Genomic DNA, 26,472 nt, shown 5'->3' on the forward strand with positions numbered 1-26,472 from the left:
CCTTATCCGTTCATTCTGGAAATAGCGGCGATTTCCCGGAACCAGCGGAACAAAGGCGTTTGTTTATATAAAAAGTATAGCATTTATGGATCGGCGTAAAAATAAATCATCTTAAGGTTTCTAGCAATATCTTCATTTTTACCTAATTCTTTTATTATAGAATTTTACGATTCTTACATTTTAATCATTTTCTCACATTTCCTTTAAACAAAAAAAGCGCTATCTTCAAATGTCCTTTGAAAATAAGCTCCCGTATTTTACAACTTCGTTTTTATCATTCGTACCTGCCTCTTATTAAACCCGCCGTTTTCATGCAATTCCCTTCTCAAAGGATCGGAAATCCCCTTTTCCAATGGCGTCGGATCCCTGTTGAATAAGTTTAAAAGGAACGTCAGATTCCCTGCAATTCCTGGAATTAATGTCCAATTATATTATAGCACAGAAAAATGATAAGCAATACCCCCTCACAAAAAAATAAGACAGCCATCTGTTCCCATAGCCGGTGCCGGTGCCTTCTCTATTGGATATCATCCATGCCAGCCAAAAAGGCCCAAAGAACCGCTGCCGGTCCTTTGAACCTTTCTTGATACTACGTTCTAATTTACTGTCATTTGAGCGATATGCATAACTGGATCGCTAAGTTGGAAGCTGACGTAATGTACAATTTATAATGTAATTTTATAAAGGGGCCCTTCCTCTCCGTATCCGTCACGGACAAAACCATTATTCAGCAGCACCTTTTGGGATATGTCATTGCCCGGCTCTGTCTGTGCGGTGATGCAACGGACACCCTTTTGCTCCAATGCCCATTTCATCAAACCATTTACAGCTTCCGTTGCGTAGCCGTTCCCACGGTATTCCTCATCTATCCCATATCCGATTTCAATGGTTCCTTCTGCATCAGGCGCTCCTTTGAAGCCAATTCCGCCTATGGTCAATCCGGAAGCCAAATTGATTTTCCAATTCGATCCCCATTCTTCCTTGCCAGGAAGCAACCTCATGGTTTCCATCATATCCCTGTACGCCTTTTTCATGTCCAAGTCCAACTCTTTTTCATACAGTATGGTGAGTTCTTCCATGCTTTGAGGCATTATACAAAGTCTTTTTGTAGCAACAACGATCCTTTTCATACGGTCATCACTTTCTCATCCAAATCCATAAGCCTCGCCTCTCATGGAATGAACCCATTAACTGAAAAACAGTTCCTTCACTTCCTCTACAGGCATTTCCTGCCCTGTATAAAGCTTAAAGGCCTCAGCCCCCTGCCATACAAGCATTCCCTGCCCGTCAATGCATGTGCATCCGGCAGCCTTTGCCTCTCTTAACATCTTCGTTTCCTTTGGATTGTAAACCGCATCAACCACGACTAAGCCAGGGCGGAACATGGCAACATCCTTTACAACGCTCTCATTATCCATTGGCTTCATCCCAAGTATGGTGGCATTAGCCAGAATATCACTGGAAGCAATCTCTTCCCTCATCTTTTCAATATCCGCAATGTCAAATACATTTACAACGCATTCCGGCTTTTCCTGCCTGATCTTTTCTGCGGTCTGAAGAGTTCTTTCAAAGAATGCATCCTTTATGTTAAAGACGGAAATTTCCCTGGCTCCCTCCAGCGCACACTGAACCTGGATTGCGGCAGCTGCTCCGCCTCCGCCGCAGACAATGATCTTCTTATGTTTGATTTCAACTCCGTGGTCGCGGAGATTATCTACAAAGCCCTGGCCATCCGTAATATGTCCGATCAGCCTTCCATCTTCATTTACAATGGTATTGACCGCGCCTATGATCCGGGCGGCGGGCGACAGCTCATCCATGTATTTCACGGCTTCATTTTTACAGGGCATGGTCACGTTGCAGCCCCTCATGCGGAATGTTTTTATGGCATCAATCGCCTTTTCTACCTCATCCACCTTGATATCAAAGGCAAGATATGCGTAATCCAGCCCCAGCTTCTCAAAGCAGTAATTATACATAGCCGGTGAACCGGAATGTCCCACCGGCGAGCCAATCAAACCCAATAAACCTGTTTTTCCCGAAATTCTTTTTTCCATCGTTTTTTCTCCTTCTTACTCTATTGCCCATCTTTTCCGGGCAGGATCCACCCGCTTTACCGGGTGTAAAGGTATGCCTGTATTAACGATAAGATACACTTCTTTCACCGGCTTGTCAACAATTTCCTCTCGTCAGACTTAGAGCCCCTTCCGATCAGAGAATGGCTTTTATTAAAAACCATAAGACAGGCACCAATAAAGAAGGAAGCATATTTAACGCCTTACAGTCCTTGATTTTTAATATGGAAAGGCCGGAACTAAAGATTAAAAAACCGCCTACAAGTGAAATCTCGGTTAATAATTCGGAAGTTAAAAAAACAGATAAGCAGCCGGAAAAAAGATAAATGCTTCCCTGCCACAAAAACAGAATCACTGCGGACAATGCAATCCCGATCCCATAGGTGGATGCCAGGACCATGGATGTAACAAAGTCCAGGGTTGCATTTGTAAACAGATAGGTATTATTTCCATAAAGAGCGCTTTCCATGGGACCCAGAATCGAAAGCGTTCCGATGCAAAACAGCAATATGGCCGTAGACAGCCCCTGGCCCAGATCTCCTTTAGAAAAGCGGGCTACAACCTTATCAAACCTATCCACCAGATTTAACCTGGCGCCAAGGAGGCTGCCTGCTGCAAGGCTGATGATAAACAGCACAGGAAAGCTGCTTTTTGGCATATTCTGTACGACTGCATTGATGCCAAGTCCACAGGCGGAAAGTCCCATGGCATTATATAATGCATCCTGATATTTCTCTTCGATTCCCTTTTTCACACAAGTTCCTATTAAACTGCCGGTCAGAATCGCAGCTGTATTCACAATGGTCCCTATCACGGTCGTTCTTCCTCCCTGTAACAACAAGTCTTCCATAGTTTTCATGTTTTTCCTATGAAAAACAGTATAACAGATTCCTTCCATTTTGCAAGACATTGTATTAGACCAGTTCTACGATTCTTTGCCGGTTTATGCCACCTCTCTTACATAAAGAATACCGGGTAACTGCCTGATTTCTTCTATAATCTTTAGATGGTTTACCTTATGATGGAAATTGACATCAAAGGTCAGGGTGCCAAATTCCCCGTTTAAAGTCTTTATTTTGCCGGCTTCCATATCAAAAATTTCGTAATGAGACTGCTCCGTATATAAGGATAAATTCTGCATGGAAAATTCTTCGTTATATTCCAGATATATTTCCATGGTTTTTGCATGGGTTTTTATGTAAAGGTCAATCTTCTTTAAATACATCAGGGAAAAAATAATAAAAATACTTCCTAAAATGGCTCCGCCGTAAAAACCGATTCCGACCGCCAGCCCAACGGCTGCAGCCGCCCAGAGGCCCGCCGCAGTCGTAAGGCCCCTGATCTCGTTTTTAGAGGTGGTGATAATCGTTCCGGCTCCTAAAAAGCCAATCCCGCTTACCACCTGGGATGCCATTCGGGTAGGATCCACATTGGTATAGATTGTTGCTATATATTGATTGGTAATCATAATAAGGGCTGAGCCGCACCCCACCAGGAGATAAGTCATAAAACCTGCCGGTCGGTTTCTCAAACCCCTTTCCATTCCGATCGCCCCGCATAAAATAATGGACAGAATAAGCCGGAATGCAATGGAAGCTGTATTTACCTGTGATAACATATAATGAATCAATCACCTCTCCCGCTCTATGTAATCATATACATAAGTTCCCGAATCAATTCTCTATTATCTGGCTGGCAATTACCTTCACAAATGACATTGTGCCTGTATGTCCCGCACCTGGTACACCGGTGGATCAGTTGAAATCCCTTTTTCGTATGATATCGGATCCCTGTTGGCTCCATAAGTCCCTTGCATCTGTTTTTTCTGTCACCCGGGACTTCGCCATCCACATGGAGAGAAAACAGGCAAAAGGGGCAATGGTTTCTGTAGCTGCCGTTTGATATGGGCAGTACCGTTCTTTTACAGTTTTGACAAACAAACGGTGTGTTCAGTATTCTTTTTTGCATGAAAAATCGCCTCCGTTTTCTGAAAAACGGAGGCGATATCTCATGAGCCTAACACAATGAGCCGCATATTAAAATCTATGCAGCCTCCGTTTCTCATATTCTTTTCTTCTGTTCCGCTCATATTCCATACGCATCACTCCTCTTCTTTCCCCATTTCTCTACTGGTCCAAAGGCTTTAGCTTGTTTATCAGGCAGAAGTACTGGTAAAATTCCTCTGCGTCTTTCCGACGCTCCTCATCAAGGAGCCCTTTTTGCATATCATAAAGAATCTTTTGCATGATTATATGGGAAAAATATTTAAGCTCCACATTTCCCCATTTTGAAATCTCCGCTCCATCGGAAAAATAATCCCAGTAAAACAGAGTTTCTTTGTCGTTCAGTTGAATCCTGTACTTTTCGTGGCTTTGAATTATGCCATCTCTGCAGGCAGAGCTTTCAAAATTGTCCTGCAGCATAAAAGCCCCTATGATTCGCCTCCTCTTTTCTGCAACCCCCTTGGGGCATTCCGTAAGGAGACAGGCGGAATTCATTTTAAGCCTGACCGGAAGTTTGGGCTTTCCTTTGGATCCTCCGCTTTGATAGGAGCCTGCATAGACTGTCCAGGTAGAAAAGACATTTTCCTTGTTATTCTCCACAAATCCAAAGGCCGCCTGGGAATCGGGACGAATCTTCAAATTTTGTATTTCCTCCAGGCGTTCCTGTTCACTGAGCTCCTCCGCCCGCCTGATTTCTTCTTCCTCCATGATATGCTTTAGCATATTGTTCATTTCTGTTTGCACTTTCTTATCCTTAAGGGTCAGAAATTTCTTAAAGGAATTGGGATATAAAAACTTTTTTTCACCCTGATGGAACAGTATGGTGATGTATTGTTCCCGCAGCTCCATGACCTTCCCCTCTCCGAACTTCATATGGCTGACTTCCATTCCTTCCAACTGCATAATATTCCTCCTTTCAAAAAAAAGAAGGGCTTTTCATATCCATGCCATTGGCACAATACTAAAAGCCCTTCTTAAAAAGACGGTTCTTTACATGTCAATTATAAGATTGTTCATGAAACATCAAACCTCCAAATACACCAGGATTTAACGTCTGATTACATTATATCACAAAAAATAATAATAAGCAAGACCCCTCCTCAGCATCTTCAGACGGCTGTCCTTGCTTTTATCATTGGTCTGATCTGTATTTGATTGCCAGGCCCTTTAAGAAATTTCTGATATACCGGTCCTGGCACTCCTTATAATTGCGCTGCCCTTCCCTTCGCAAGAGCGCACTTAATTCACCGTTGGACAGATTAATTCCTACAGAATTAAAAATAGCAAGCATGTCATCACCGGTGAGAGACAGTGCAATTTTAACTTTCTTAAGCAGGACATTATTGACGGATCGGTGATCCTTCACCATGAACAGCGGTTTTTCCGGCTCTCCCGGCTTTGATTCCTGCTTTCCCCGTTTAAAAATAATGTAACCGTTTAAAAAGGACTCCAGCGTAAAATCATTGCAGATGTCCCTGTTTTTATCAGCAACGGCCTTTTGATCTCCGGAAGCACTTAAATCGGTTTGAGGCTTTGCCAGAAGCCTTCGGACCCCTTCCTTCGTAATCGTGATTCCGCCCAGTTTGAATATTTCAATCATATCAGAATCCTTAATATCCATTGCATACCGCAATCTTATTAATATATCGTTGTTATCCACACGATTCCTCCTTAGGAAATACATTTTTACATAAAAACAGCAATATAGAAATTATACTAATTTGTGAAGGAAATAGCAATCTTTCTGATGGGATGTTTTTAAAAATATGGTATACTGATAACACAAACTGCTTTTCAAGAGGTAACGCACATGGATAAAGAAAAGATAATTAAAAGCATTAAAATTGCCGCCGCCGCAGTGCTGGCAATTACCATTGCCGCTGAGCTCGGTTTAAAGTATTCTGCTACGGCCGGCATCATCACGGTTCTAAGCATCCAGAATACCAAGAGAGAAACCATAAAAAGCGCCAGAAACCGGACGCTGGCCTTTGTATGCGCGTTAATACTGGCAGCCGCTTCCTTCCGTCTTTTGGGCTTTACTCTTTTTGCATTTGCCTGGTACCTCCTGTTATTCGCCTTGCTTTGCCTTTATGCGGACTGGGGAGAAGCAATTGCCATGGATTCCGTATTGATCACTCATTTCCTGTCCGAGCGGTCTATGTCGGCACCTCTCATAGGAAATGAGATCGCCCTGTTCCTGATCGGCACTACCGTTGGGGTTCTGGTCAATATGCATCTTCGGAAGAAGGAAAAAGTATTTCAAAAACTGGCAGATGATGTAGATTTACAGATAAAGGGAATCTTAAGCCGCATGTCCCTCTGGCTGATGGAGGAGGATAAAAGCGAATATAGCCCGGATTGTCTTATAGCGCTTAAGGAAAGCCTGGACCTGGCAAGAACATGTGCCCTTAATAATTACAACAATGCCCTTTGGAAAAATGACTCTTATGAAATGGATTATATCCAAATGCGCCAGCAGCAAAGCATGGTGCTTCAGGAAATCTACGAAAACATCAAAAGCATCACCTGCCTGCCCAGACAGGCAAAACAGGTGGCACTGCTTCTGGAAGGAATTGAACAGGGATATCACAGAGAAAATACGGCAGAAGGTCTTTTAAAGGATTTGGACCTTTTATTTCAGGATCTAAAAAGCCATGAGCTTCCCTCTAACCGGGAGGAATTTGAAGCCAGGGCAATTCTTTTTTATATTTTAAAGCAGACAAAAAAACTGCTGATCATAAAAAGGGAATTCATTCTGGCTCACCGCAGATAAGAACCGCCCATTTGATGTATTTCTGTTCTGCACAATATCTTCCGGATTCCCACAAAAAATGCCCTCCTTGCAGCAAATAGACGGATTCTTCATCTTATTTACCACAAAGGGAGCATATCATTGTATTTGACTAAAAATCATTATGCAAAACCAAAATATCTCATAAGACCTAAAAAAATGCCATATGCAAATCCATACTGGTCATCGCGCAGCTTTTCTGCATCCGCTACGTTGCTTAAGTAGCCTAATTCAACTAGGTTGGCCGGCATATTTGCGTTTCTTAATACATACAGGGATGGGTTTTCCCTGATGCCGTTGTTTGACGTTCCTGCCACCTGGTTAATTCCTTCCATGATCTGCTCTGCCAGCCACTGAGCCTGCGTATAAAATTGATAAATATATACCTCCGTACCATGAATTGCCGGGTTCGGATTCAGATTACAATGTATGCTGATAAAATAATCGGCCGGCCATTCATTTGCCAAGGCAACTCTCTGTGCCAAACTGGTAGTATTATTGGTTCCTAATACGGTATTAGGTTCCGGCCTGGATACGCGTGCCTCAAACCTTGGGTCACTGTTTAAAAGATTTTGCAGATAAATTCCAACCTGATAGTTGATCTCTGACTCATTTAAACCATTGGCCTCTGCCCCGCTGTTAAAATATCCGCTGGGATTATGTCCTTGATCAATAAATATTTTTATAGCCATATCAGCATTCCTTTCTTACTTAACTATAATAAATATATGACCTAATCCTGCAAATGCCACATTTTATTCAACTTTTCGGCTATTTTTACATACAAAAACACGGATTTCCCCTAACAAATCCTGGGCAGGCCCTCCCCATATAAGACATCAATGGTTCTGCTTCCATGCAGTCTGGTTTTCATTGTCACGCCCTTACCCTCCAGAACAGTTCCGATAATTCTGGCATTTTTCCCGTATTTGCTCTTCTGAACTGCCTGTAACGCCCTTTGCGCCTGGTTTTCAGGAACGACCGCTATCATTTTCCCTTCATTTGCCATATAAAGAGGGTCAAGGCCCAGGATATCACAGAAGCCTCTTACCTGCGGGCTGACCGGAAGAACCTCCTCCCAGATCTCCACCCTGCAGGAGGACTGGTCTGCCGCCTCATTAAGAACCGTAGCAAGCCCTCCTCTGGTAACATCTCTCATACAATGGACCCGGATATTTTCATCAAGAAGATTCTTTACGATGGAGTTTAGGGGCGCGCAATCACTTGCGATCTGATTTTCGATCCCCATCCTGTGAGACAAAATGGCTGCATGATGTTCTCCCAAATTACCGGAAAGAATAATAGCATCCTTTGGCTTACAGTTTGAGATGCTAACACCTCCCTTCCGGATCTCTCCTATTCCAGAGGTATTAATATAAATTCCGCCGTTTCCTTCCACTACTTTTGTATCACCGGCAACAATCCTTACGACCGCCTCTTTTGCCGCCATGGCCATGGAAGCGGCGATCTGCTCGATGCTCTCAAGCTCCGCACCTTCTTCTATTATAAAACCTGCGGTCAGATACTTAGGGACAGCTCCCATCATGGAAAGGTCGTTCACGGTCCCGCATACGGCAAGCTTCCCGATGTTTCCGCCTCTGAAAAACAGGGGAGTGACTACAAAGGAATCCGTGGTATAGGCAATTTTCCCCTTTATATTCAATACTGCAGAATCTTCCAGTTTATTTATGGTTTTATTATTAAAATGTTTTAGAAACACCTCACTGATGAGATTGCCGGTCTGTTTTCCTCCGCTGCCGTAGGACATATCGATTTTCATGGCTGTGCCTCCTCTTGTCATACTCTTATACAATTCTTTCAATGATCATGAATTCTGATACCAGATGCCGCAGGAGCCTTCCGGGGACACCATACAGGGACCGATTGCGTGAAGCGGGGTACAAACTGTCTTAAACAGCGGGCATTCCGTCGGATTGATCCGACCAAGTATTACATCCGTACACTTACAGCCATTTGGCATATCCTCCTCAAGCTCTTCTTCCCCGCTTCCGGCATCATAGGCACCGTATTCTTCCTTAAGCCTTAAAGCGGATTTTTCTATGGTTCCGATTCCCCGCCAGAAGCCATCCGCAGCTTCAAAATACTCCTTAATAAGAGCGGCCGCCTTCTGGTTTCCCTCCTCTGTCACAGCACTGGCATACATATTTTTCACTTCATGGCGCTGCTTCTTTAGCTGGTTCATGATCTCGTATATGGCGGCCAGGATATGCTCCCCTTCAAAGCCTGCTATTACAAAGGGCTTCCGGTACCTGGCTGCCAGCTCCCGGTATGCTCCGCTTCCTGTGATCACGCTGACATGTCCTGGGCTTAGAAACCCATCAATGCTCTTTTCTTTTTCACAGAGAAAGGAAAGAGCCGGCATAATGGTCTTTATGGAAGTCAGGAGCTTTAGATTTTCAAGCTTTTTCTGCCGGATTTCCTCAAGAAGCAAGGCATAAACAGGAGCCGTGGTTTCAAACCCCACTGCAGCAAAGATGTACTGGATCTCTCTGTTTTGCTCCGCTTCTGCCACTGCCATAAGGGGAGAATACAGGATCTTTACCTTTCCTCCTGCTGCCCTTGCCTCTGTAAGTGTCATCCTGCTTCCTTTGACCTTCATCATATCTCCAAAGGTAAGCACGCAATGGTTCTCCTTTCGGGCGTATTCCGTCAGCTTATCGATATAAGCAGGAGAGGTAACGCAGACCGGACAGCCTGGCCCGGAAATCAGCTGGATCTTCGGAGAGATCATGGAGCGGATTCCGTTTTTAAAGATGCTGGACGTATGGGTCCCGCATACCTCCATGATCTTTACCGGCCTGCCGTCATAATTTTTCAATTCACTGATCACCTGGTCAATCATATTCTACTGCTCCTCCTGAAGCTGGGAAAATATAGTGAGGATTTCCTCAGCTACGTCTTCCTTTAAGACATCAATGACACAACCGGCATGTATGAGAACATAGTCTCCGATTTTGGCATCCACCAGCTTAATATTGGCATCGGTGATATTGTCCATAATGTTGACCTTTGCATAATCACCTTTTATCTGAATTATTTTTCCCGGTACTGCAACACACATGACATCCTGTCCTTTCCAAATCCATAATCCCGGATTTTAAATATTTATTTCCCAGGTAAGCCTGGCCTAAGCTCACGCCTCCATCGTTTGGAGGAACAGCCTGATTCAAATAGACGTTAAATCCTTTTTCCCTTAAAAGCCTGACCGTATGTCCTGCCAGCAGGGCATTCTGAAATACGCCGCCGCTTAAGGCTGCGGCATTGCTTGAGTATTTGCTCCTCAGCCTTTCGCAGATTGCTGCGACCGCTTGTGCCAGGGCAAGATGAAAGCCGAGTGCAAGGGAGCCTGTCTCCTCCTTATTTCTCATGCTGCAAAGAGCCTTAAAGACCGGCCGGGGATCTAATTCCAGGATACCCTCCCTTTCATTTATGCCAAAACAGATGTCAGCCGGCTTTACTGCCTTTCTTTCTGCAAGCACTGCCTCTTTTTCCAGCAATATGGCACATTCTCCTTCATAACGGTTCTCATGCCCGATATTTAAAACAGACGCGGCCGCATCAAATAAACGCCCCATGCTGGAAGTCAGGACCGTGTTGACATTATGCTCCAGCGCGGCCTTTATCACACCGATTCTTTCATCCCGGATATAAGCTTCAAGGCCTGCGTGAAGCAAATAGCAGGCAGCCGTTTTCCTGGCATCCCTCATAGAACCGTCTCCTCCCAGAATGGGAAACATGCTTACATGGGCTGCCCGTATGAAATCACGTTCTTCACAGACCAGAAATTCTCCGCCCCATATGTTCCCATCTGTTCCATAGCCGGTCCCGTCAAAAGCAACTCCGATTACAGGCCCTTTTAAATCATGCTCGGCCAGGACCGATGCAATATGAGCATGATGGTGCTGTACCTTAAGGACAGGGAATCCTAAGGCTTCTGCAAAACGAGCCGAGTGGTAGTTTGGATGAAGATCACAGACTGCCAGCCCTGGGACCAATTGAAACAGCCTGGTCAGGTCCGCATAGGATCTTTGATACTCCTCCATAACCGCGTCTTCTTCTAAATCCCCGAAATACTGGGATACCACTGCGCTTCCCTTTTGGCAGAGACAGAACGCGGCCTTTAAATCTCCGCCCGCCGCAAAGATCCCGGTGTTTGTCCAGTCTTCCCCTCTTCCCTCTTCTTTAGAAAGAAAAACAGGATAAGGGACATATCCCCTGCTCCTTCGGATCATCTGGAGCTTTCCCTCTATAATCTTTGCAACAGAATCATCCACAGAGCGGACGATCCTTCTTTCATTATATAATACCCCGTTTAAATAAGGTGATGAGAGGGCCAGCATGGGGCCATCCTCCCGGATAATAGGCTGTCCGGAACTATTGGCGCTTGTCATGATAAGAGGCCCCAGTTTTTCAGTCAGCATATGCTGAAGGGGAGTGTAAGGCAGAAAAGAGCCGCAATAAATACTTCCATTCCCCGTAGAAGGCGCCATAGAATCCTGTTTCATGGCAAGCAGTACGATTGGTCTTGCCTTTGATTCCAGCAATGTTTTTTCTTCTTGAGAGACCACACAGTACTTTCTTATTTCAGAAATTACCGGAAACATGACCGCAAAAGGCTTTTCCTCCCTGCCCTTTAATTTACGAAGCCGTTTTACGGTGTCTTCGAGAAAAGGGGAACAAACCATATGATAGCCCCCAATTCCCTTAACCGCAACGATCCCTCCTTGTGACAGCACTTCTATCGTCTTTTCAAACGCTTCTTTTTCCAGCAGTCCGCCATGGTCATCTTCCTTATCCTGATAGATCAGGTAAGGGCCACAGTCATTGCATGATATGGTCTGGGCGTGGAAACGCCTGCTTTCAGGGGAGGTATATTCTTCCCGGCAGGCACCGCACATGGAAAAGTCATCCATGGAAGTCCGGTTTCTGTCATAAGGCAGATCTTCGATGATGGTATATCTGGGGCCGCAGGACATGCAGCTGGTAAAGGGATTCTGATATCTTCTGTCCGATGCATCAGAAAGCTCTCTCATGCATTCCGGACAAACCGGCAGATCAGGCGGAATCACTAATATTTCCGCACTGGACCCGCTCTCTACAATGACAAAATCTTCAAGCTCCATGAAAGGAAGTTCTTCGGCTTCCATCCTTATGATTTCATAGCCGCCCTTCTTATTTTCCTTAAGATCAGCGAAAAACCGGCCAAGAACCTCCTTTTCGGATTGTGCCACGATCTCAACGTAGCCGCCTACATTGCGGACCGTTCCTTTTATCCCATATTGTTTGGCTGTACGATAAACAAGGGGCCGGAATCCAACCCCTTGCACAATGCCGTAAACCTTTATTTTTTCTGTTATGACCTTGCTTTTTCCATGATCCATTCTACTACCTTTTCGTAACCTTCTTCCGTCTTTCCGGATACCTTAATCACCGGCGCCGTTTGATTCAAAGCCCGGACCCCTTTCATAAAAAAGTCCTCATCAAAATCAATATATGGCAAAAGATCACATTTATTCAACAAAATCAAATCGGCTTTTTCAAATGCCAGAGGATATTTATACGGCTTATCACTGCCCTCTGTTACGGTTGAAACCAGCATCTTGACATGTTCACCGATCATGAATTCGGCGGGGCATACCAGATTGCCGATATTCTCAATAAACAAAATCCCGTCACTGATTTTCAGTTCTTCCACCGCATCTCCGATTAAGGGAGAATCCAGATGGCAGGCTCCGCCCGTATTGATCTGAATGGCCTTTACCCCAAGGGACTGGAGGGTTTTCGTGTCGTAATCCGCCTCAATATCCCCTTCGATCACATAAGAGGTCACATCCGTCAGACGTTTGATAATCTGTATCAGGGAAGTGGTTTTTCCAGCTCCTGGCGCTCCCATGACATTGATGGCATAAATGCCGTTGTTTGTTAATGACACATTGATCTGTGCTGCAACCTGGTCATTCCTGTCGTAGACAGACTGCATGATTTCTATTTCCTTATTCTCAGACATCGTTACCTCCATATCTAAATTTCAATCGACTTGATATAAAACTCCTGCCCGATGTTTGTAGGACGGCCTTCTCCTTTACAGTAAGGACATTCAAAAGTAAAGGGCTTTCGGACAAAAAATTTTCCGCAGGCGCTGCACTGAAGCTCAGGCGCTACCCGTTTCATATGAAGCTTCGCGTTTTCACAGGGAGTTCCCTCCGCGATCAAATCAAAATAAAGTTCAATGGAACTGGCTACATAACCGCAGGTATCCCCCACCACCAGATTGATGGCCTTTACTTCTTCTGCGTGGTATTTCTCAGCATATTCTCCGGCAATTTCTATGATTCGCCGGGTGATTGGGTATTCATGCATTTCACAAATTCATCCCTTACATTTCCGTATGATGGCTCGGTGTACTGGTTTTCCATCCTAAGACATTTCTTCGGACATACTTCACTGCAATAACCGCATTGGATACACTTAAGCCTTTCAATGCTCCACAGGGTTTTCGATTTATCTGTTTGAATGGCTCCTGTGGGACACTTTCTTTCACACATCCCGCAGAATATACATTCCTCCACCGATATCCCGATCTTTCCTCTGGTGCGTTCATATGTTTCCTTTCGCTTAACCGGATATGGAACCGTATAGGGACCATGAATCAGGTTCTTTATAAGCGTTTTTGACATCCTTAATATAGACATACTATCCTCAATTCCGCTGTTCTTCCCAGCAATAACATTTCATGGACCGGGGGTATTACCGCTCGGTACAGCTGATGCATGGATCAATGGTAAGGATCAGGATCGGCACATCGGCAAGAGAACAGTTCTTTAAAGTCTCAAGCAAAGCCGGGACGTTGGCAAAGGTAGGGGTACGGACCCTGACTCTGTCAAGGAATTTTGTTCCGTTTGCTTTTGTATAATAAAGGACCTCTCCTCTCGGCTGCTCCAGACGGGTAAAATGCTCTCCCTTTGGATTTCCTGTTACTTTTCTTTTTATCTCTCCATCGGGCATGATGGCAATGCACTGCCTGATAATATCAATGGACTGGAACAATTCCCCGATCCTGACCTTGGTTCTGGCATAGCAGTCTCCGCCCTGATCGGTAATCGGCTTAAAATCCAGTTTATCATAAGCCGCATATCCCTGAGACCTTATATCCATTTCAATCCCGCTGGCCCTTGCCATGGGACCCACTGTTCCCAGATCGAAAGCCGCCTGCTTTGACAGCACGCCAACTCCTTTTGTGCGGAGTTTTACTGTGGAATCGTTTAAGAATACGGCGGCAGCCTCTTTTAAATCCTTTTCCATGCCGGTCAATACATCCCGAATCCTGCTTAATGTCTCAGGAGAGATATCCTTTTTCACACCGCCGATGTCGCACACGGAAAATATGACTCTGCCTCCGGTGGTTTCTTCAAAAATATCCAGAACCTGCTCCCTTAATTTCCAGGATTGCATGAACAGACTTTCAAATCCAAAGGCATCGGCCAGAAGGCCCAGCCATAAAAGATGGCTGTGCAGACGGGACAGCTCGGCCCATATGGTCCGCAGGAATTTTGCCCGCTCCGGGATCTCCACCTCCATAATGCTTTCTATTGACATACAGTAGCCCATACCATGCATAAAGGAACAGATACCGCAGATCCGCTCCGCAACATAGACATACTGCTGATAATCTTTCTTTTCTACCAGTTTTTCCAGTCCTCTGTGAATGTATCCGATTCTTGGGATCGCCTCAACAACCCTTTCATCCTCCAGAACCAGATCCAGATGGATCGGCTCCGGAAGCACCGGATGCTGAGGACCAAAAGGAACAATTGTCCTGTTTCCCATAAGTAGCCTCCATTCTGATGCGAAATGGCATCATTTCCCTAATCGTTCATGTGAAACGGTGTTTTAACCGGAATCTTATACAGTGTATCGTTAAAGTCCGGCGTAATCCCAGTGATCTTTACTCCGAATAGCTCCTTTATCTCATTTTCATACAGGAAGGAATAAGGGTAAATAATACTGATGCTTGGCAGTTCTGTCTCTGTATCGGTTATGATCCTTAAGTTTAAAAACTCATGATCCTTATCAAAGGAATAGGTCAATTCCATGCCTTCCCGATTGGTAGCGGTAATGGCAACAAGCCGGTAACCGTCATTTTTTATTTTCAGTGTCTCCGCCAGCAGATCATTTGCGGAGATCTCGTTTAAAATCTGTTCAGCCATAATTTGCCTCCTAATGAATCAAGCGGATATGCTTGCATATCCTGTTGATTCACAAATTCAAAGTTGAAAAATCCTTTTCTTTCAACCTTCTTCTTTGCCGCCCCGCAGCCCTTAAGATTTCTTTCTGCCGGTTTTCTTTCTCTTTTCTTCCAAAACATCAAGTGCTTTCACGACACCATCTATGATTGATTCCGGGCGGGCCGCACAGCCCGGCACGTAAACATCCACCGGAATTACCTTTCCTACTCCGCCGACCACGTTATAGCATTCTGCAAAAATGCCTCCTGACGTGGCACAGATTCCAATTGCCACCACTGCCTTTGGATCAGGCATCTGTTCATAAAGCTGCTTTACGACCGGTATATTCTGTTCATTTACACTTCCGGTAATGAGTAAAATATCCGCGTGCTTTGGGTTGCCTGTATTAATAATTCCAAAACGCTCCACATCGTAAAGGGGCGTAAGACATGCCAGCACTTCTATGTCACAGCCATTGCAGCTTGTACCGTCATAATGCAGAATCCAGGGCGATTTTTTTACGACACTCATAATATCCTCCATTCCGCCTTTGGGCAGTTTTCATGACCTGCCAGTAGTTTATCTGAAAAATGACAGGATAATTAAGTTCACCGTACCCATAATACCGGTTACGATCCACGCTGATTTAAGAGCCTGCTGCCATTTAAGCCTAGCGGCTCCATTGTCTATAATGATCTCAAGAAAATAAACCAGCAGGCACACGATGACCGCAAAAACACGGCTCATCGGTGCAGCAGTTGCAAAAAATACAAAAACCAGAGTCAGAGAGATAATCACCTCATACCAGTGGGTCACCTCAATCACGGCCAGATCCTTGCCGGAATATTCGGTGGTAATGCCTTTTACGATTTCCTGATGTCCATGGTGGGACATGCTTAAATCAAAGGGTGATTTTCTAAGCTTAAATGTCAGGATAAATAATAGTCCCACAAACACTCCCGGAAGATAAACAATCGATGGCGTATTCGCCATTATAATATCCTTTACAAAAAAACTGTTCTCAGCATAATATAAGCCAATGCAGGTAAGCAGCACCATGGGCTCGTAAGCCATGATCTGCAGCAACTCTCTTTCCGAACCAATGGTGTTATAGGGTGAATTGGATGCATAGCCGCCTAATACGAAAAATACAGAGCCAAGAGTCAGGGCAAATATGGCTAACAGGATATCTCCGCCTGAAAGCAGGATCAACGTGGTAAATACCACAAACGCAAGTGAAATATACACGAAGAAACGGTGCATGGAATTAACCTCAATGGATTCCTTCTGACACAGCTTCAGTACATCGTAAAATGGCTGAAATAATGGCGGTCCCTGCCTCCCCTGAAGCCTGGCTGATAAAATACGGTCAATTCCGGTCAGCAGGCCGCCTGCAACAGGAGCAAGCACAGCGATTCCTATCAGGATTACAATATTCATATTACGCCATTCCTCCTATCATCAGTATAACTCCGCCGACCAGAATTGCGGCAGCTATGACATCGCTCCACAGAGATAATCTCTTGGGGCCAAAATAATCATCCATATACCAGTTACGCAGTTCCATCTTTTTCTTTTCTTCCATAGCTCCATAGAACGTTTCATTATCTCCGGTGTTTTCTCCTGCCATATAAACCGGAACTTTTCTTCTTTTATCGTTTTTATAAAACGGGATAAAACTGATGGGCAGAAGGATGAGCATGCTCAGCATAAACAGCATCAGCTTAATATCATTGGTTCCGATGGGGATCGAAGCCGGTCTGCCAAATACCTCAGTCAGATAAGGAATCAGGGCATATTTCGATACCAGCGGAAAGGTAAAGCAGGACACCACTACCATTGCCGCAAGGATTGTAATGGGGATTTCCTCATCCAGATGAAATTTACTCTCACTCTGATGATTCATATTTGCCCTTGATACCAGTTTCCCCATCCACTTTGTCCAGTAAAACAATGTGGCGGCACTGCCATAAGCCAGAATAATGACAATGATAATGTTATTTGAATCAATAAATGCCTTCATAGCAACCCATTTTGATATCAGCATTCCAAATGGGGCAAGAAACATTCCTGCAATGCCGATCATCATGTAAAGCGCGAGTTTTTTTGAAATTCCAAGAAGGACATCCATATTTTCTACATCCCGGTTCCCGATCTGATGCTCGATGGAGCCAACGGATATAAAAAGCAAGGATTTGGACACTGCATGGAATATGATCAAAAGGATGGCAGCCCATAAGGATTCCTGGGTTCCGATGCTGGCGCATATTATGATGAGCCCAAGGTTTGCCAGAGTGGAATAAGCTAAAATCTTCTTGGCGTCGCTTTGTGAAATAGCCATCAGGGAACAGGCCAGAAAAGTTATTCCTCCCACGAAGGTTACGGTTTTTCCTACAGGAGTTGCACCTAACAGAGGAGCAAGACGGAGGATTAAATACACACCTGCTTTCACCATGGTAGCGGAATGCAGCAATGCGGAAGAAGGCGTGGGCGCCACCATCGCTCCAAGAAGCCAGGAGGAAAAGGGCAGCTGGGCTGATTTGGTCAGTGCGGCCAGGGACAGGAAAAACACGGGGATCATCAAAGCAGCTTCCGGCTTCATGGAAGTAACCACCGACAATTCCAGGGTATTGTAATAAATACCGATGAAAATGATCCCAGCCGCAAAAGCAACTCCGCCTCCCAGATTAATCACAAGGGCGCGGAAGGAATTGTTTCTGGCTTCTTTTGTCCTGGTATAGCCGATCAGCAGGAAGGAACAAAGAGTCGTCAGCTCCCAGCAAAAATACATCCAGGTAAGATCATTGCTTAATACGATTCCAAACATGGCGGAAAGGAATAAAAATAGAACTGCGAAGAAGAAGCTTTTCCTTTCTTTATATTCCTTGTGGTGAATATGGTATGTCTTCATATACCCCACCGCATAAATGCAAATCAGGCTTCCTACCAGTCCAATAACCAATACCATAATTGCTGTCAGCTTGTCGAAAATCATGGCATGTTTTACTTCAATTTTATGTTTTACCGTTAATTCAAAGCAGAGCATTGATGCCGTCTGTACAAATGATAAAACCGAAACAGCATACTTTTTATACCGGATACCAAGGGAAATCACGTACACGGCCACTGCCGTCTCTGTCATTGCCATGATAACTTCAATCGTCTTTTCCCAGCGGAAGGACAAAACAATTCCATTCTTAAAATATAACCCTACAACTGCCAGAGTCAATACAGCCGTACCAGCGGCTCCTACCCTGACAATCATATTCCTTACCTCATCATTTCTAACCAGTAAAATCCCTAACGCCGCAGCCAATGGAAATAAAATTAATCCTGTAATCGCACCCATACATTCATCACCCTGTTTTTGTTTTATTATATCCGTCACAATCAAGAACAAAAAAATCAACGACACCGTCAAAATTCTCTAACTGAATGATCTTTTCCGCATCTTCGATTAATTCGTGCTCATTATATCACACTAAAAGTGGTTGTCAATGTTTTGTTTTGTGTACAATTTACACAACTTTTACACCCAAAAGCAGAATATGGAAATTCAATTCATAGGGAAGTGTGAACTTCTTATAAAACAGGATAAAACGGGAAAATACAGGAACAAACCATGTCTTTTTGCAAAAATATATACAACTTCTTAACAAGATTCCAAGGAAATTAAACAGTATTTTAACGAGTTGTCATCTTCTTACAGGAAATCCGGGTGTGAAGAAATCGTTAAATTAATAAAAAGGCATCCGAATCCTCCTTCGGATGCCTTTTTTATCCCTTAGCGTTTAACCAGAATCCGCTCTCCATGCCTGCCGATCCAGTAGTTTATGCCAGGGTATTTGGCCGTAAGATAATCTGCAAACAGCAGCGGGTCCTCACTGTTTTTGTCAAACATTTCATAATGTGCCGGAACTGCCAGACCGGGCCTAAAAGTACCTACCATATCCGCCGCTTCCTGATACGTCATATTGCCGATGATGTTTTCTCTGTATCTCCTGCCATCACGCCCGTTGATAGGAAGGAACATCACATCAAGTTTCCCGAATTTCCTAAGCTTGTCATACATTCCTTCATAAATGCAGGTGTCGCCGGAATGATACAGGGAACAGCCGCCGCCTTCCAAGACACAGCCCAGATAGGGGTAGGCGCCTGTAGCCGGGTCCTGGTCGAGGAATTCATGGGCGGCGGCGATCCCTGTCATGCGGATATCATCCAAAAGCTCCAGGGTAATTCCATCGTCTAGTCCGATGAACCGTTCCTCTTTTATATTCAGATCATTGGAAAGAGAAGGGATAAGCAGCTTTGATACTATGAATTTGGCATTTGGAGAACTGACTGATAACTGGTGCCATACCTTTCTGTCAATATGGTCCGTATGATCATGGCTGCCAAAGAAGTAATCCGCATTTGTCACTTCCTCAGGCTTTAACAAGGACGGGATCTTCCTGTTCGGATGTTGGGATAAGAACGCATCCAGATAAAAAATCCTGCCGGCAAGCTTTACGGCAAAACCGATCTGCCCAAGCCACCAGATTGCCGATTCTCCAAAAGCCGGCTCGCTTTCATTCATTTCATGTATTAATTCCTCTCCTTCCTTCATAATGCCGGTACCGTGGTTTTGTATATTGCTTTCCGTTATGGCCATATGTTTTCCACCTTTCGTTTTTGGTGCTTTTTCTTGTATGTTCATCATATCATGATTTCCTTCCTATTGGGGAATATCTTACAAAAACGGCAATAAATAAGCAGCTGGATCCCACAGGACCCGGCTGCTTTAAAATCATGCTTTTAGGCATTAACTGGCTGGCTTTAGTTCTCGCTTTAACTTTGGCTTTAACTTTGGCTTTAGCTTTGGCTTTAGCTCTGGTTTTGGCTTTGACTCCCGCTCCCGCAGCCATTTTTAGAATAGAGATAATTATACAGAATTCCATGCCGGATTTCATCTGTGATGATTTCAGTTATCATATTTATATGGAGGCGTGACTGCATGGCATAAAGGATTTTTCGGTATTTTTGTACTGCATTCTGCTCGCCTAACAAAGCTTTTGACAGGCCATCGCAATAACTTTCAGGTTCCATAAAGGGCTCACCCTCCACAGCAGGCGCCATTACACCGGTCAGATCACGATAAATCTGCCGGAATAATGCATAATGTCCTATTTCATTGTCGCGGATGCCGGAAATTATCTGTTTATCATCTTCTGTGGGAGCCTGATCTATCAGCCACGCATAAAATATCCCGTCCTCGGTTTCTCCTGCAAGTGCTTCCTGAATTAATTCAAGAGCGCCGTCAAGATTCTGGGGATATGTGAAAATGTCAATATTCACCACTTGTTGATACGACAGGGGATATGCCGCCGTATTCCAGTATGGAGCGATATAACCATTGGAATAGGGATGGTAACCTTCGTAATCATAATAACCCATTATGCAATCTCCTAATAAGATTCTTTCCATATTCTATGATATTTCCCCAAAGCCAGTGCTGGTTTAAAGCAAAATAATTGAAAATATGATATTATTTCTGTAAAAAGCAAAAAGGAAACAAGAATTTTATTTTTTATTTTAAAACATAATTTTTGTGGTAAAATAAAATAAACGATAGAAAGAGGAGGTAGGATATGGAACAGGAACTCCCAACCACCATCGATGAATACATTGCAGGCCAAAACCCGGAAATTCAGCCCATCCTGGGAAAGCTGTACCAGACCATAAAAGAGGCCGCACCGGAAGCAACGGAAAAAATCAGCTGGGGAATGGCCACATTTGTCTATCACGGCAATCTGGTTCATTTCTCCGCAGAGAAAAAGCATATTGGGTTTCATCCGGCACCTTCCGCCATCATTGCCTTTCAGGAAGAGCTGAAGGAATACCGTTACTCAAAGGGTACGGTTCAGTTTCCCTATGACAAGCCCCTTCCCTATGAACTCATAGAAAGAATGGTCCGGTTTCGGACCGCCGAACAGGCAGCTCTTTTTGAAGAGAAAAAAGCGGGAAAAACAAAGGAAAAAACATTGCGGCCCCGCTATCCCATGCCCGATGATATAATGGCAGAGCTTCAGAAAGAAGATTTAGCCGAGGCTTATGATGCCCGCCCTCCCTATCAGAAAAATGATTATATCGGCTGGATCACAAGAGCCCGGCGTCCGGAAACCCGCAGGAAGCGGATCGACCAGATGTTAGATGAGCTGCGTTCCGGTGATGCCTATATGGGCATGGCATACTCCCCTAAAAAAAGCACAAAGACCGGTCCTTCCTGACCGGTCTTCTTTTACTCTCGGACCGTTTCTTAATAATTCTTAATTCCCTTAAATTCCATTGTTATTCTATCCATAAATGATATAATTTTTCATATTAAAATAATAGAAAAGGAGGCTGCCGATCCATGAATACATCACAGCAGATACTGGTAGTGGATGACGATGCAGACATCCGGGAAGTTCTTCGCATTCAGCTGGAAAACAATGGCTATTCCGTATGGTCAGCGGCAAATGGAAACGATGCAGTCGCAGCCGTCACAGGCAATCCTGATATTGATCTTATTATTTTAGACATCATGATGCCCGGTTTATCAGGGATCGATGCCTGTACCCAGATCCGGCGGATATCATCTGCTCCCGTGCTTTTTTTAACAGCAAAATCAAAGGAGAGCGATAAAAGGCTGGCCTATGAAAACGGCGGCGACGATTATCTTGTAAAACCATTTTCACAGGCAGAGCTTCTCATGAAGGTCCGCTCTCTTTTAAGAAGGTATGTTGTCTATAAAGGGAAAGGAACACCCCTCTCCGGCATTTCGGAAATCCGTCTACAGGATATTCTGATTGATACCACAGGCCGTTTTGTTTACCGGGAAAATCAAAAAATTGAGCTTACGGACACAGAGTATCAGGTTTTGATGTATCTGGTCAAGAACAGGGGAAAAGCCAAAGACGCACAGGCAATCTATGAGGGCGTATGGAACGATAAGTTCTTCCCTTCTTCCACCAATACCGTCATGGTTCACATTTTAAAGCTCCGGAAAAAACTGGAATTGGATTTTAATAATCCCACCATCATACGAACCGTTTGGGGAAAGGGCTATCAGATCGATGAAGCATAAATGGATCTCATCTTTACGGTATAAGCAAATATTTGTATTGATCTTCGGAGCGGTCATCAGCTTTGGGATGTACTTTGCCGCCCAGGCTTTTGGCGATTATCTGGTTTCCAGGAACCATATGAATGAAGATGCCGCATGGAAACGGCTGACCAATTATCAAAACTCTTTTGAAAATTACATTAATAAATACAATATATCCGTGAAAAACGTAAGATCCATTTCCAAATGGGTGAAAAACCATAAATACGTTTACGTGACCATTTTTAACGACAATGAAATCATCTACGAATCCGGCTTCTGGAATGATTCCTACACTTCCTATGAGGCCATCGGCTCCGTTGAGGAAAACATCAAGGAGGCCACTCGGGATATCACGTTCAGCGACGGAACTTACTCCGTATCCATTATCGATTCATCGGAAATAAAATGGTATAACCTGGTATCCTATGTTTCATGGGGAGTCTTTTTCCTGTTTCTGTTTGTGATCCTGATCCTCTATAACCACCGGATCATTGCCAGGATCATGCTTTTGTCAAAAGAGGTATCCCTGATTGAAAAAGGAGATTTGGAGCAGCCGATTTATTATAAAGGAAATGATGAGATTTCTCTTCTGGCAATCAATGCAGATAACATGAGAAATTCCATTATTACAAGATATAAAAGTGAAAAGGAAGCCTGGGAAGCAAACAGTGAGCTGATCACTTCCATATCCCACGACATACGAACGCCGCTTACCTCCCTGATTGGCTACCTGGAAATACTGGACTCAAAAAGTTACCATTCGGAAGAACAGCTTGACAAATACATCAAGAGCTGCAAGGAAAAATCCATTCAGTTAAAAGACTTATCCGACCGGCTGTTCCAGTATTTTCTTGTATTCGGTAAGGAAAGGATCTTAATGCAGATGGAATCATTCGATGCAAAGATCCTGCTCCAGCAGCTTTTTATGGAACACGTATTTGACCTTGGCAACTTGGGATTTGATGTAAAAACGGAATATGTAGAGCAGCCCTGCAGCATAACTGCTGATATCCAATATTTAAGGCGGTTATTTGATAACCTGTTTTCCAATATAAAAAAATATGCCGGAGGGGATGGGCCGATCATAGTCAAAAGCTATATGGACGGCAATGACCTGATCATCACCATTTCCAATGAGATCCGCAAGGACAGCGTGTTTTTGGAAAGCACCAACATCGGACTGAAAACCTGTCAGAAAATAGTAGAACAAATGAACGGTACCTTTGAGATACAAGAAAACCGGACAAATTTCAAAGTCCGTGTAACGTTTCCAATCGAACCAGTCAGAGAGGAGTAAAAACCTATGAGAAACGTACTGGAGTATCTTGAACACTCAGCAAGCATCTGCCCGGAAAAAATTGCTGTGGAAGATCAGGAAAAAAACTGTTCTTATAAGGAACTGTTATTAAATGCAAAACGGATCGGCAGCTTTCTTTCCGGTTATGAATCACCCGGAAGCCCTGTTGTGGTTTTTATGGATAAAAGCGTGGAGGCATTGACAGCGTTCATGGGCATTGTATATGCCGGGTGCTTCTATGTCCTGATCAGCCCGGCACAGCCTGCTGCCCGCATCCGGCAGATTCTTCATGTGCTGAATGCAGGTTCCATCATCACCATTGGGGATCATGGGGCCCTGCTAAAAGACATGGAGTTTTCAGGTAATCTGTTTGATTACCATGAGGTTGTGAAATGTGAAATAAGGGAAGAACCCTTAAAGATTATCCGTGACTTCTCTCTGGATATAGATCCTCTGTACTGCAACTTTACCTCCGGTTCCACCGGCGTTCCAAAGGGCGTATTGGTCAGTCACCGGTCGGTCATTGATTTTATGGAATATTTTCCTTCCATGTTCGGCATAACCGGGGAGGACATTATCGGGAACCAGGCCCCCTTTGATTTTGATGTGTCTGTCAAGGATATTTATTCCACCCTTAAAGTGGGAGCCACCATGGTCATCATTCCAAAGAAATTATTCTCCATTCCCACGGAGCTCCTTGACTTTCTGTGCGAACGTCAGGTAACAACCCTGATCTGGGCGGTTTCGGCCCTGTGCCTGATCACCCAATTAAAGGGGTTCACCTATAAAGTCCCTTCCAAAGTCAATAAGATCTTATTCAGCGGCGAGGCAATGCCTGTGAAGCATTTAACGACCTGGCAGAAATATCTTCCTGATGCACACTATGTTAACCTGTACGGACCAACGGAAATTACATGCAACTGTACCTACTACCAAGTGGACCGGATATTTGAAGCTCATGAAACTCTTCCCATAGGAAAGGCATTTCCCAATGAAAAAGTCTTTCTCCTGGACCAGAATGACGAACTGATCTCAGAAAAAGTCAGGATCGGAGAACTTTGCGTCTCCGGTACGGCTCTGGCGTTGGGGTATTATAACAATCCGGAGCAGACAAAACGGGCATTTGTACAGAATCCCCTTAACACTCACTGCCTGGAAACGATTTACCGGACCGGTGATCTGGCTTTCTATCATGAGAACGGGGAGCTTTGCTTTGCCGGGCGCAAGGACTTCCAGATCAAGCATATGGGTCACCGAATAGAACTGGAAGAGATCGAGGCCGTCATAAACAGCTATCCTCTCATTCAGCGGGCATGCTGCGTCTTTGATGATGAGAAAAACCGGATTGGTGCATTTTATGTGGGTGATATGGAAGGAAAGGAAATTTCAGTACGGATGAGGGAAACCCTGCCGGTTTATATGATCCCGTCCGCCTTTTATCCCCTGCCGGAATTACCGGTTACCGCAAACGGAAAAATAGACAGAAAAAAATTATTGGAGAGGTGTAAAGGAAACCAGCCATGAACGAGAAAAAGTTTGAATATGCCATTCATGAATACAAAACCCCTTTCTACATGTTTGATACGGATATCCTGGCCATGCAGGTGAGAAAAATCAGGGATGTACTGGGCGATGATGCAGAATTATGTTATGCCATGAAGGCCAATCCATTTGTCATCAAGGATTTAGAGGAAATGGTTGATTCCTTTGAGGTCTGTTCTCCCGGCGAATTCTCCATCTGCGAAAGAGCCGGTATCAACATGGGGAAAGTGGTTATGTCCGGCGTACATAAGAAGCATGAGGACATGGAATATACCTTGAAACACTATGGGGATCAGATCATATATACCGCTGAGTCTCTCTCCCACTGGCAGATTCTTACCGCCTGTACAGAAAGCCTTCAAATACCCGTCCGGGTCCTCCTCCGCCTGACCTCCGGAAACCAATTCGGCATGGATGAAAGCCTGATCCGGCAAATCATTGCAGGAGGTGTCCATAAATTTATAACAATAGAGGGGATCCAGTACTTTTCCGGTACCCAGAAGAAGTCCATAACCAAATTGGAAAACGAGCTTCATATGCTGGACCAATTTTGCCTGGATTTAAACCGGGAATACGGATTTAAAGTCAAAAGACTGGAGTATGGCCCCGGACTTCCCATCTGCTATTTTGAGGAAGAGAAAAATGAAGAGGATCAGATGTTATATGGCCTTGCCGAGTCCATCAAAAAGCTTACCTTTGGCGGCAGGGTCGCATTGGAGATGGGAAGATTCATCGCAGCTCCCTGCGGCTCCTATGTGACCAGCGTAGTGGATATGAAAACAAACAAGGGAGAGCCCTACTGCATCGTTGACGGCGGTATCCACCAGCTAAATTATTACGGGCAAATGCTCGCCATGAAAAAGCCGCCCATCCTTCATTTTAATCACAGGGAGGGAGATAGAAAGGAATGGACCGTCTGCGGCTCTCTCTGCACGGTGAATGATGTGCTTGTGAAGCAATACCCCTTCCAAAACCTTCAGACGGGAGACCGTCTTATTTTCCAAAAGACCGGCGCTTATTCGGCAACAGAAGGCATGTCATTATTTTTAAGCCGGGATTTGCCTCAGATCCTTCTCTATTCTGCAAAAGAAAATTTCCGCATTGCAAGATCTCACTTTCAAACGGATGTTTTAAATTATTTTAAACCTAAGGAGACGAAACTATGGAACAATTATTAGAAATCTTAAATGACATCAACCCAGGGATTGATTATGAAACAGAAACAAGACTTATTGACGGAGAGCTCTTAGACTCATTCTCCATTCTCTCCCTCATTCCAGAGCTTGAAGATGCATTTGGCATCGAGATCACTCCCATAGACATGGTACCCGCTAATTTTAACTCTGCAAAAGCAATGTGGGATATGATCCATCGTTTAAAAGAGGAATAAAA

29 protein-coding genes are annotated in these 26,472 nt (G+C 44.3%); 7 read left to right on the top strand and 22 right to left on the bottom strand.

Annotated features, from left to right (window positions below; genetic code table 11):
* Nucleotides 1-665: 665 nt before the first annotated feature.
* From AC27IJ_RS05225 to AC27IJ_RS05255, 7 genes are all read right to left on the bottom strand, one after another.
* Nucleotides 666-1,130 carry a GNAT family N-acetyltransferase gene (locus AC27IJ_RS05225; RefSeq protein WP_312441699.1) on the bottom strand — a complete coding sequence of 155 codons (465 nt, stop codon included), beginning with the start codon at nucleotides 1,128-1,130 and terminating at the stop codon, nucleotides 666-668.
* 57 nt (nucleotides 1,131-1,187) lie between these two features.
* The gene (locus AC27IJ_RS05230; RefSeq protein WP_312441698.1) at nucleotides 1,188-2,057 is read right to left on the bottom strand and encodes a shikimate dehydrogenase; all 870 of its coding nucleotides are present in this window, start codon (nucleotides 2,055-2,057) and stop codon (nucleotides 1,188-1,190) included.
* Between the two features lie 154 nt (nucleotides 2,058-2,211).
* The gene (locus AC27IJ_RS05235; RefSeq protein ID WP_331655633.1) at nucleotides 2,212-2,925 is read right to left on the bottom strand and encodes a DUF554 domain-containing protein; all 714 of its coding nucleotides are present in this window, start codon (nucleotides 2,923-2,925) and stop codon (nucleotides 2,212-2,214) included.
* 93 nt (nucleotides 2,926-3,018) lie between these two features.
* The gene (locus AC27IJ_RS05240; protein ID WP_312441697.1) at nucleotides 3,019-3,705 is read right to left on the bottom strand and encodes an MgtC/SapB family protein; all 687 of its coding nucleotides are present in this window, start codon (nucleotides 3,703-3,705) and stop codon (nucleotides 3,019-3,021) included.
* A 14-nt stretch (nucleotides 3,706-3,719) separates the two neighbouring features.
* Complete coding sequence (locus AC27IJ_RS05245; RefSeq protein ID WP_312441696.1) at nucleotides 3,720-4,043, bottom strand: RNHCP domain-containing protein; 324 nt, start codon at nucleotides 4,041-4,043, stop codon at nucleotides 3,720-3,722.
* A 158-nt stretch (nucleotides 4,044-4,201) separates the two neighbouring features.
* The gene (locus tag AC27IJ_RS05250; RefSeq protein ID WP_312501999.1) at nucleotides 4,202-4,981 is read right to left on the bottom strand and encodes a hypothetical protein; all 780 of its coding nucleotides are present in this window, start codon (nucleotides 4,979-4,981) and stop codon (nucleotides 4,202-4,204) included.
* A gap of 229 nt (nucleotides 4,982-5,210) precedes the next feature.
* The gene (locus AC27IJ_RS05255; protein WP_312441692.1) at nucleotides 5,211-5,738 is read right to left on the bottom strand and encodes a YehS family protein; all 528 of its coding nucleotides are present in this window, start codon (nucleotides 5,736-5,738) and stop codon (nucleotides 5,211-5,213) included.
* A gap of 150 nt (nucleotides 5,739-5,888) precedes the next feature.
* On the opposite strand from AC27IJ_RS05255, the gene AC27IJ_RS05260 reads away from it, so the two are divergent.
* Nucleotides 5,889-6,851 (top strand): aromatic acid exporter family protein, encoded by a 963-nt coding sequence (locus AC27IJ_RS05260; protein WP_487147818.1) that lies wholly within the window; start codon nucleotides 5,889-5,891, stop codon nucleotides 6,849-6,851.
* Nucleotides 6,852-6,991: 140 nt separating this feature from the next.
* Here AC27IJ_RS05260 and AC27IJ_RS05265 read toward each other — a convergent pair whose 3' ends face one another.
* The 15 genes from AC27IJ_RS05265 to AC27IJ_RS05335 form a co-directional block, all read right to left on the bottom strand.
* Entirely contained in the window at nucleotides 6,992-7,561 is a 570-nt protein-coding gene (locus AC27IJ_RS05265) for an N-acetylmuramoyl-L-alanine amidase family protein (protein ID WP_312441690.1), read from the bottom strand.
* 110 nt (nucleotides 7,562-7,671) lie between these two features.
* Nucleotides 7,672-8,649: a hydrogenase expression/formation protein HypE gene (gene hypE / locus AC27IJ_RS05270; RefSeq protein ID WP_312441688.1), complete on the bottom strand. Its 978-nt coding sequence runs from the start codon at nucleotides 8,647-8,649 to the stop codon at nucleotides 7,672-7,674.
* Nucleotides 8,650-8,694: 45 nt separating this feature from the next.
* A complete protein-coding gene (hypD, locus tag AC27IJ_RS05275) occupies nucleotides 8,695-9,732 on the bottom strand; it encodes a hydrogenase formation protein HypD (RefSeq protein ID WP_487147821.1) in 1,038 nt (345 codons plus the stop codon).
* A 3-nt stretch (nucleotides 9,733-9,735) separates the two neighbouring features.
* On the bottom strand, nucleotides 9,736-9,951 hold the full coding sequence (locus AC27IJ_RS05280) for a HypC/HybG/HupF family hydrogenase formation chaperone (RefSeq protein WP_025233824.1): 216 nt from the start codon (nucleotides 9,949-9,951) through the stop codon (nucleotides 9,736-9,738).
* On the bottom strand, nucleotides 9,908-12,271 hold the full coding sequence (gene hypF / locus AC27IJ_RS05285; protein WP_487147823.1) for a carbamoyltransferase HypF: 2,364 nt from the start codon (nucleotides 12,269-12,271) through the stop codon (nucleotides 9,908-9,910). Before hypF ends, AC27IJ_RS05280 begins: the two co-directional genes overlap by 44 nt.
* The gene (gene hypB / locus AC27IJ_RS05290) at nucleotides 12,244-12,897 is read right to left on the bottom strand and encodes a hydrogenase nickel incorporation protein HypB (protein ID WP_487147825.1); all 654 of its coding nucleotides are present in this window, start codon (nucleotides 12,895-12,897) and stop codon (nucleotides 12,244-12,246) included. Before hypB ends, hypF begins: the two co-directional genes overlap by 28 nt.
* Before the next feature lie 14 nt (nucleotides 12,898-12,911).
* Nucleotides 12,912-13,250, bottom strand: a complete 339-nt coding sequence (locus tag AC27IJ_RS05295; RefSeq protein WP_312441683.1) for a hydrogenase maturation nickel metallochaperone HypA/HybF — start codon at nucleotides 13,248-13,250, stop codon at nucleotides 12,912-12,914.
* Nucleotides 13,217-13,582 (bottom strand): 4Fe-4S binding protein, encoded by a 366-nt coding sequence (locus AC27IJ_RS05300; RefSeq protein ID WP_312441682.1) that lies wholly within the window; start codon nucleotides 13,580-13,582, stop codon nucleotides 13,217-13,219. The genes AC27IJ_RS05295 and AC27IJ_RS05300 overlap by 34 nt, the downstream gene beginning before the upstream one ends.
* A gap of 55 nt (nucleotides 13,583-13,637) precedes the next feature.
* Nucleotides 13,638-14,717 (bottom strand): hydrogenase large subunit, encoded by a 1,080-nt coding sequence (locus tag AC27IJ_RS05305; protein WP_312441680.1) that lies wholly within the window; start codon nucleotides 14,715-14,717, stop codon nucleotides 13,638-13,640.
* A gap of 38 nt (nucleotides 14,718-14,755) precedes the next feature.
* On the bottom strand, nucleotides 14,756-15,097 hold the full coding sequence (locus AC27IJ_RS05310; RefSeq protein ID WP_312441678.1) for an NADH-quinone oxidoreductase subunit C: 342 nt from the start codon (nucleotides 15,095-15,097) through the stop codon (nucleotides 14,756-14,758).
* Nucleotides 15,098-15,208: 111 nt separating this feature from the next.
* Nucleotides 15,209-15,646 (bottom strand): NADH-quinone oxidoreductase subunit B family protein, encoded by a 438-nt coding sequence (locus AC27IJ_RS05315; protein ID WP_312441677.1) that lies wholly within the window; start codon nucleotides 15,644-15,646, stop codon nucleotides 15,209-15,211.
* 48 nt (nucleotides 15,647-15,694) lie between these two features.
* A complete protein-coding gene (locus tag AC27IJ_RS05320) occupies nucleotides 15,695-16,555 on the bottom strand; it encodes a respiratory chain complex I subunit 1 family protein (protein ID WP_312441676.1) in 861 nt (286 codons plus the stop codon).
* Between the two features lies 1 nt (nucleotide 16,556).
* Nucleotides 16,557-18,464 (bottom strand): NADH-quinone oxidoreductase subunit 5 family protein, encoded by a 1,908-nt coding sequence (locus tag AC27IJ_RS05325; protein WP_487147830.1) that lies wholly within the window; start codon nucleotides 18,462-18,464, stop codon nucleotides 16,557-16,559.
* Nucleotides 18,465-18,899: 435 nt separating this feature from the next.
* Nucleotides 18,900-19,814, bottom strand: coding sequence for an MBL fold metallo-hydrolase (locus AC27IJ_RS05330; RefSeq protein WP_313152327.1), 915 nt, complete (start codon nucleotides 19,812-19,814; stop codon nucleotides 18,900-18,902).
* 164 nt (nucleotides 19,815-19,978) lie between these two features.
* Complete coding sequence (locus tag AC27IJ_RS05335; RefSeq protein WP_312441670.1) at nucleotides 19,979-20,548, bottom strand: ferritin-like domain-containing protein; 570 nt, start codon at nucleotides 20,546-20,548, stop codon at nucleotides 19,979-19,981.
* Between the two features lie 194 nt (nucleotides 20,549-20,742).
* Between AC27IJ_RS05335 and AC27IJ_RS05340 the strand changes: the two genes are divergently transcribed.
* The 6 genes from AC27IJ_RS05340 (at nucleotide 20,743) to AC27IJ_RS05365 (ending at nucleotide 26,470) form a co-directional block, all read left to right on the top strand.
* Entirely contained in the window at nucleotides 20,743-21,381 is a 639-nt protein-coding gene (locus AC27IJ_RS05340; protein ID WP_487147833.1) for a DUF1801 domain-containing protein, read from the top strand.
* Nucleotides 21,382-21,506: 125 nt separating this feature from the next.
* Nucleotides 21,507-22,220, top strand: a complete 714-nt coding sequence (locus AC27IJ_RS05345; protein ID WP_487147835.1) for a response regulator transcription factor — start codon at nucleotides 21,507-21,509, stop codon at nucleotides 22,218-22,220.
* On the top strand, nucleotides 22,210-23,538 hold the full coding sequence (locus AC27IJ_RS05350) for a HAMP domain-containing sensor histidine kinase (RefSeq protein WP_313152323.1): 1,329 nt from the start codon (nucleotides 22,210-22,212) through the stop codon (nucleotides 23,536-23,538). Before AC27IJ_RS05345 ends, AC27IJ_RS05350 begins: the two co-directional genes overlap by 11 nt.
* A 6-nt stretch (nucleotides 23,539-23,544) precedes the next feature.
* On the top strand, nucleotides 23,545-25,062 hold the full coding sequence (locus AC27IJ_RS05355) for an amino acid adenylation domain-containing protein (protein ID WP_487147837.1): 1,518 nt from the start codon (nucleotides 23,545-23,547) through the stop codon (nucleotides 25,060-25,062).
* Nucleotides 25,059-26,258, top strand: a complete 1,200-nt coding sequence (locus AC27IJ_RS05360) for a diaminopimelate decarboxylase family protein (RefSeq protein ID WP_312441662.1) — start codon at nucleotides 25,059-25,061, stop codon at nucleotides 26,256-26,258. The genes AC27IJ_RS05355 and AC27IJ_RS05360 overlap by 4 nt, the downstream gene beginning before the upstream one ends.
* On the top strand, nucleotides 26,243-26,470 hold the full coding sequence (locus AC27IJ_RS05365; RefSeq protein ID WP_312441660.1) for an acyl carrier protein: 228 nt from the start codon (nucleotides 26,243-26,245) through the stop codon (nucleotides 26,468-26,470). Before AC27IJ_RS05360 ends, AC27IJ_RS05365 begins: the two co-directional genes overlap by 16 nt.
* Nucleotides 26,471-26,472 lie beyond the last annotated feature (2 nt).

It is taken from the genome of Lacrimispora sp. YZC11, from assembly GCF_057543815.1.

Coding starts and splice junctions, on each gene's coding strand:
- AC27IJ_RS05225 (WP_312441699.1), bottom strand. CDS start 1,130: ATGAAAAGGATCGTTGTTGCTACAAAAAGACTTTGTATAATGCCTCAA.
- AC27IJ_RS05230 (WP_312441698.1), bottom strand. CDS start 2,057: ATGGAAAAAAGAATTTCGGGAAAAACAGGTTTATTGGGTTTGATTGGC.
- AC27IJ_RS05235 (WP_331655633.1), bottom strand. CDS start 2,925: ATGGAAGACTTGTTGTTACAGGGAGGAAGAACGACCGTGATAGGGACC.
- AC27IJ_RS05245 (WP_312441696.1), bottom strand. CDS start 4,043: ATGCAAAAAAGAATACTGAACACACCGTTTGTTTGTCAAAACTGTAAA.
- AC27IJ_RS05250 (WP_312501999.1), bottom strand. CDS start 4,981: ATGCAGTTGGAAGGAATGGAAGTCAGCCATATGAAGTTCGGAGAGGGG.
- AC27IJ_RS05260 (WP_487147818.1), top strand. CDS start 5,889: ATGGATAAAGAAAAGATAATTAAAAGCATTAAAATTGCCGCCGCCGCA.
- AC27IJ_RS05265 (WP_312441690.1), bottom strand. CDS start 7,561: ATGGCTATAAAAATATTTATTGATCAAGGACATAATCCCAGCGGATAT.
- hypE (WP_312441688.1), bottom strand. CDS start 8,649: ATGAAAATCGATATGTCCTACGGCAGCGGAGGAAAACAGACCGGCAAT.
- hypD (WP_487147821.1), bottom strand. CDS start 9,732: ATGATTGACCAGGTGATCAGTGAATTGAAAAATTATGACGGCAGGCCG.
- AC27IJ_RS05280 (WP_025233824.1), bottom strand. CDS start 9,951: ATGTGTGTTGCAGTACCGGGAAAAATAATTCAGATAAAAGGTGATTAT.
- hypF (WP_487147823.1), bottom strand. CDS start 12,271: ATGGATCATGGAAAAAGCAAGGTCATAACAGAAAAAATAAAGGTTTAC.
- hypB (WP_487147825.1), bottom strand. CDS start 12,897: ATGTCTGAGAATAAGGAAATAGAAATCATGCAGTCTGTCTACGACAGG.
- AC27IJ_RS05295 (WP_312441683.1), bottom strand. CDS start 13,250: ATGCATGAATACCCAATCACCCGGCGAATCATAGAAATTGCCGGAGAA.
- AC27IJ_RS05300 (WP_312441682.1), bottom strand. CDS start 13,582: ATGTCTATATTAAGGATGTCAAAAACGCTTATAAAGAACCTGATTCAT.
- AC27IJ_RS05305 (WP_312441680.1), bottom strand. CDS start 14,717: ATGGGAAACAGGACAATTGTTCCTTTTGGTCCTCAGCATCCGGTGCTT.
- AC27IJ_RS05310 (WP_312441678.1), bottom strand. CDS start 15,097: ATGGCTGAACAGATTTTAAACGAGATCTCCGCAAATGATCTGCTGGCG.
- AC27IJ_RS05315 (WP_312441677.1), bottom strand. CDS start 15,646: ATGAGTGTCGTAAAAAAATCGCCCTGGATTCTGCATTATGACGGTACA.
- AC27IJ_RS05320 (WP_312441676.1), bottom strand. CDS start 16,555: ATGAATATTGTAATCCTGATAGGAATCGCTGTGCTTGCTCCTGTTGCA.
- AC27IJ_RS05325 (WP_487147830.1), bottom strand. CDS start 18,464: ATGGGTGCGATTACAGGATTAATTTTATTTCCATTGGCTGCGGCGTTA.
- AC27IJ_RS05330 (WP_313152327.1), bottom strand. CDS start 19,814: ATGATGAACATACAAGAAAAAGCACCAAAAACGAAAGGTGGAAAACAT.
- AC27IJ_RS05335 (WP_312441670.1), bottom strand. CDS start 20,548: ATGGGTTATTATGATTACGAAGGTTACCATCCCTATTCCAATGGTTAT.
- AC27IJ_RS05340 (WP_487147833.1), top strand. CDS start 20,743: ATGGAACAGGAACTCCCAACCACCATCGATGAATACATTGCAGGCCAA.
- AC27IJ_RS05345 (WP_487147835.1), top strand. CDS start 21,507: ATGAATACATCACAGCAGATACTGGTAGTGGATGACGATGCAGACATC.
- AC27IJ_RS05350 (WP_313152323.1), top strand. CDS start 22,210: ATGAAGCATAAATGGATCTCATCTTTACGGTATAAGCAAATATTTGTA.
- AC27IJ_RS05355 (WP_487147837.1), top strand. CDS start 23,545: ATGAGAAACGTACTGGAGTATCTTGAACACTCAGCAAGCATCTGCCCG.
- AC27IJ_RS05360 (WP_312441662.1), top strand. CDS start 25,059: ATGAACGAGAAAAAGTTTGAATATGCCATTCATGAATACAAAACCCCT.
- AC27IJ_RS05365 (WP_312441660.1), top strand. CDS start 26,243: ATGGAACAATTATTAGAAATCTTAAATGACATCAACCCAGGGATTGAT.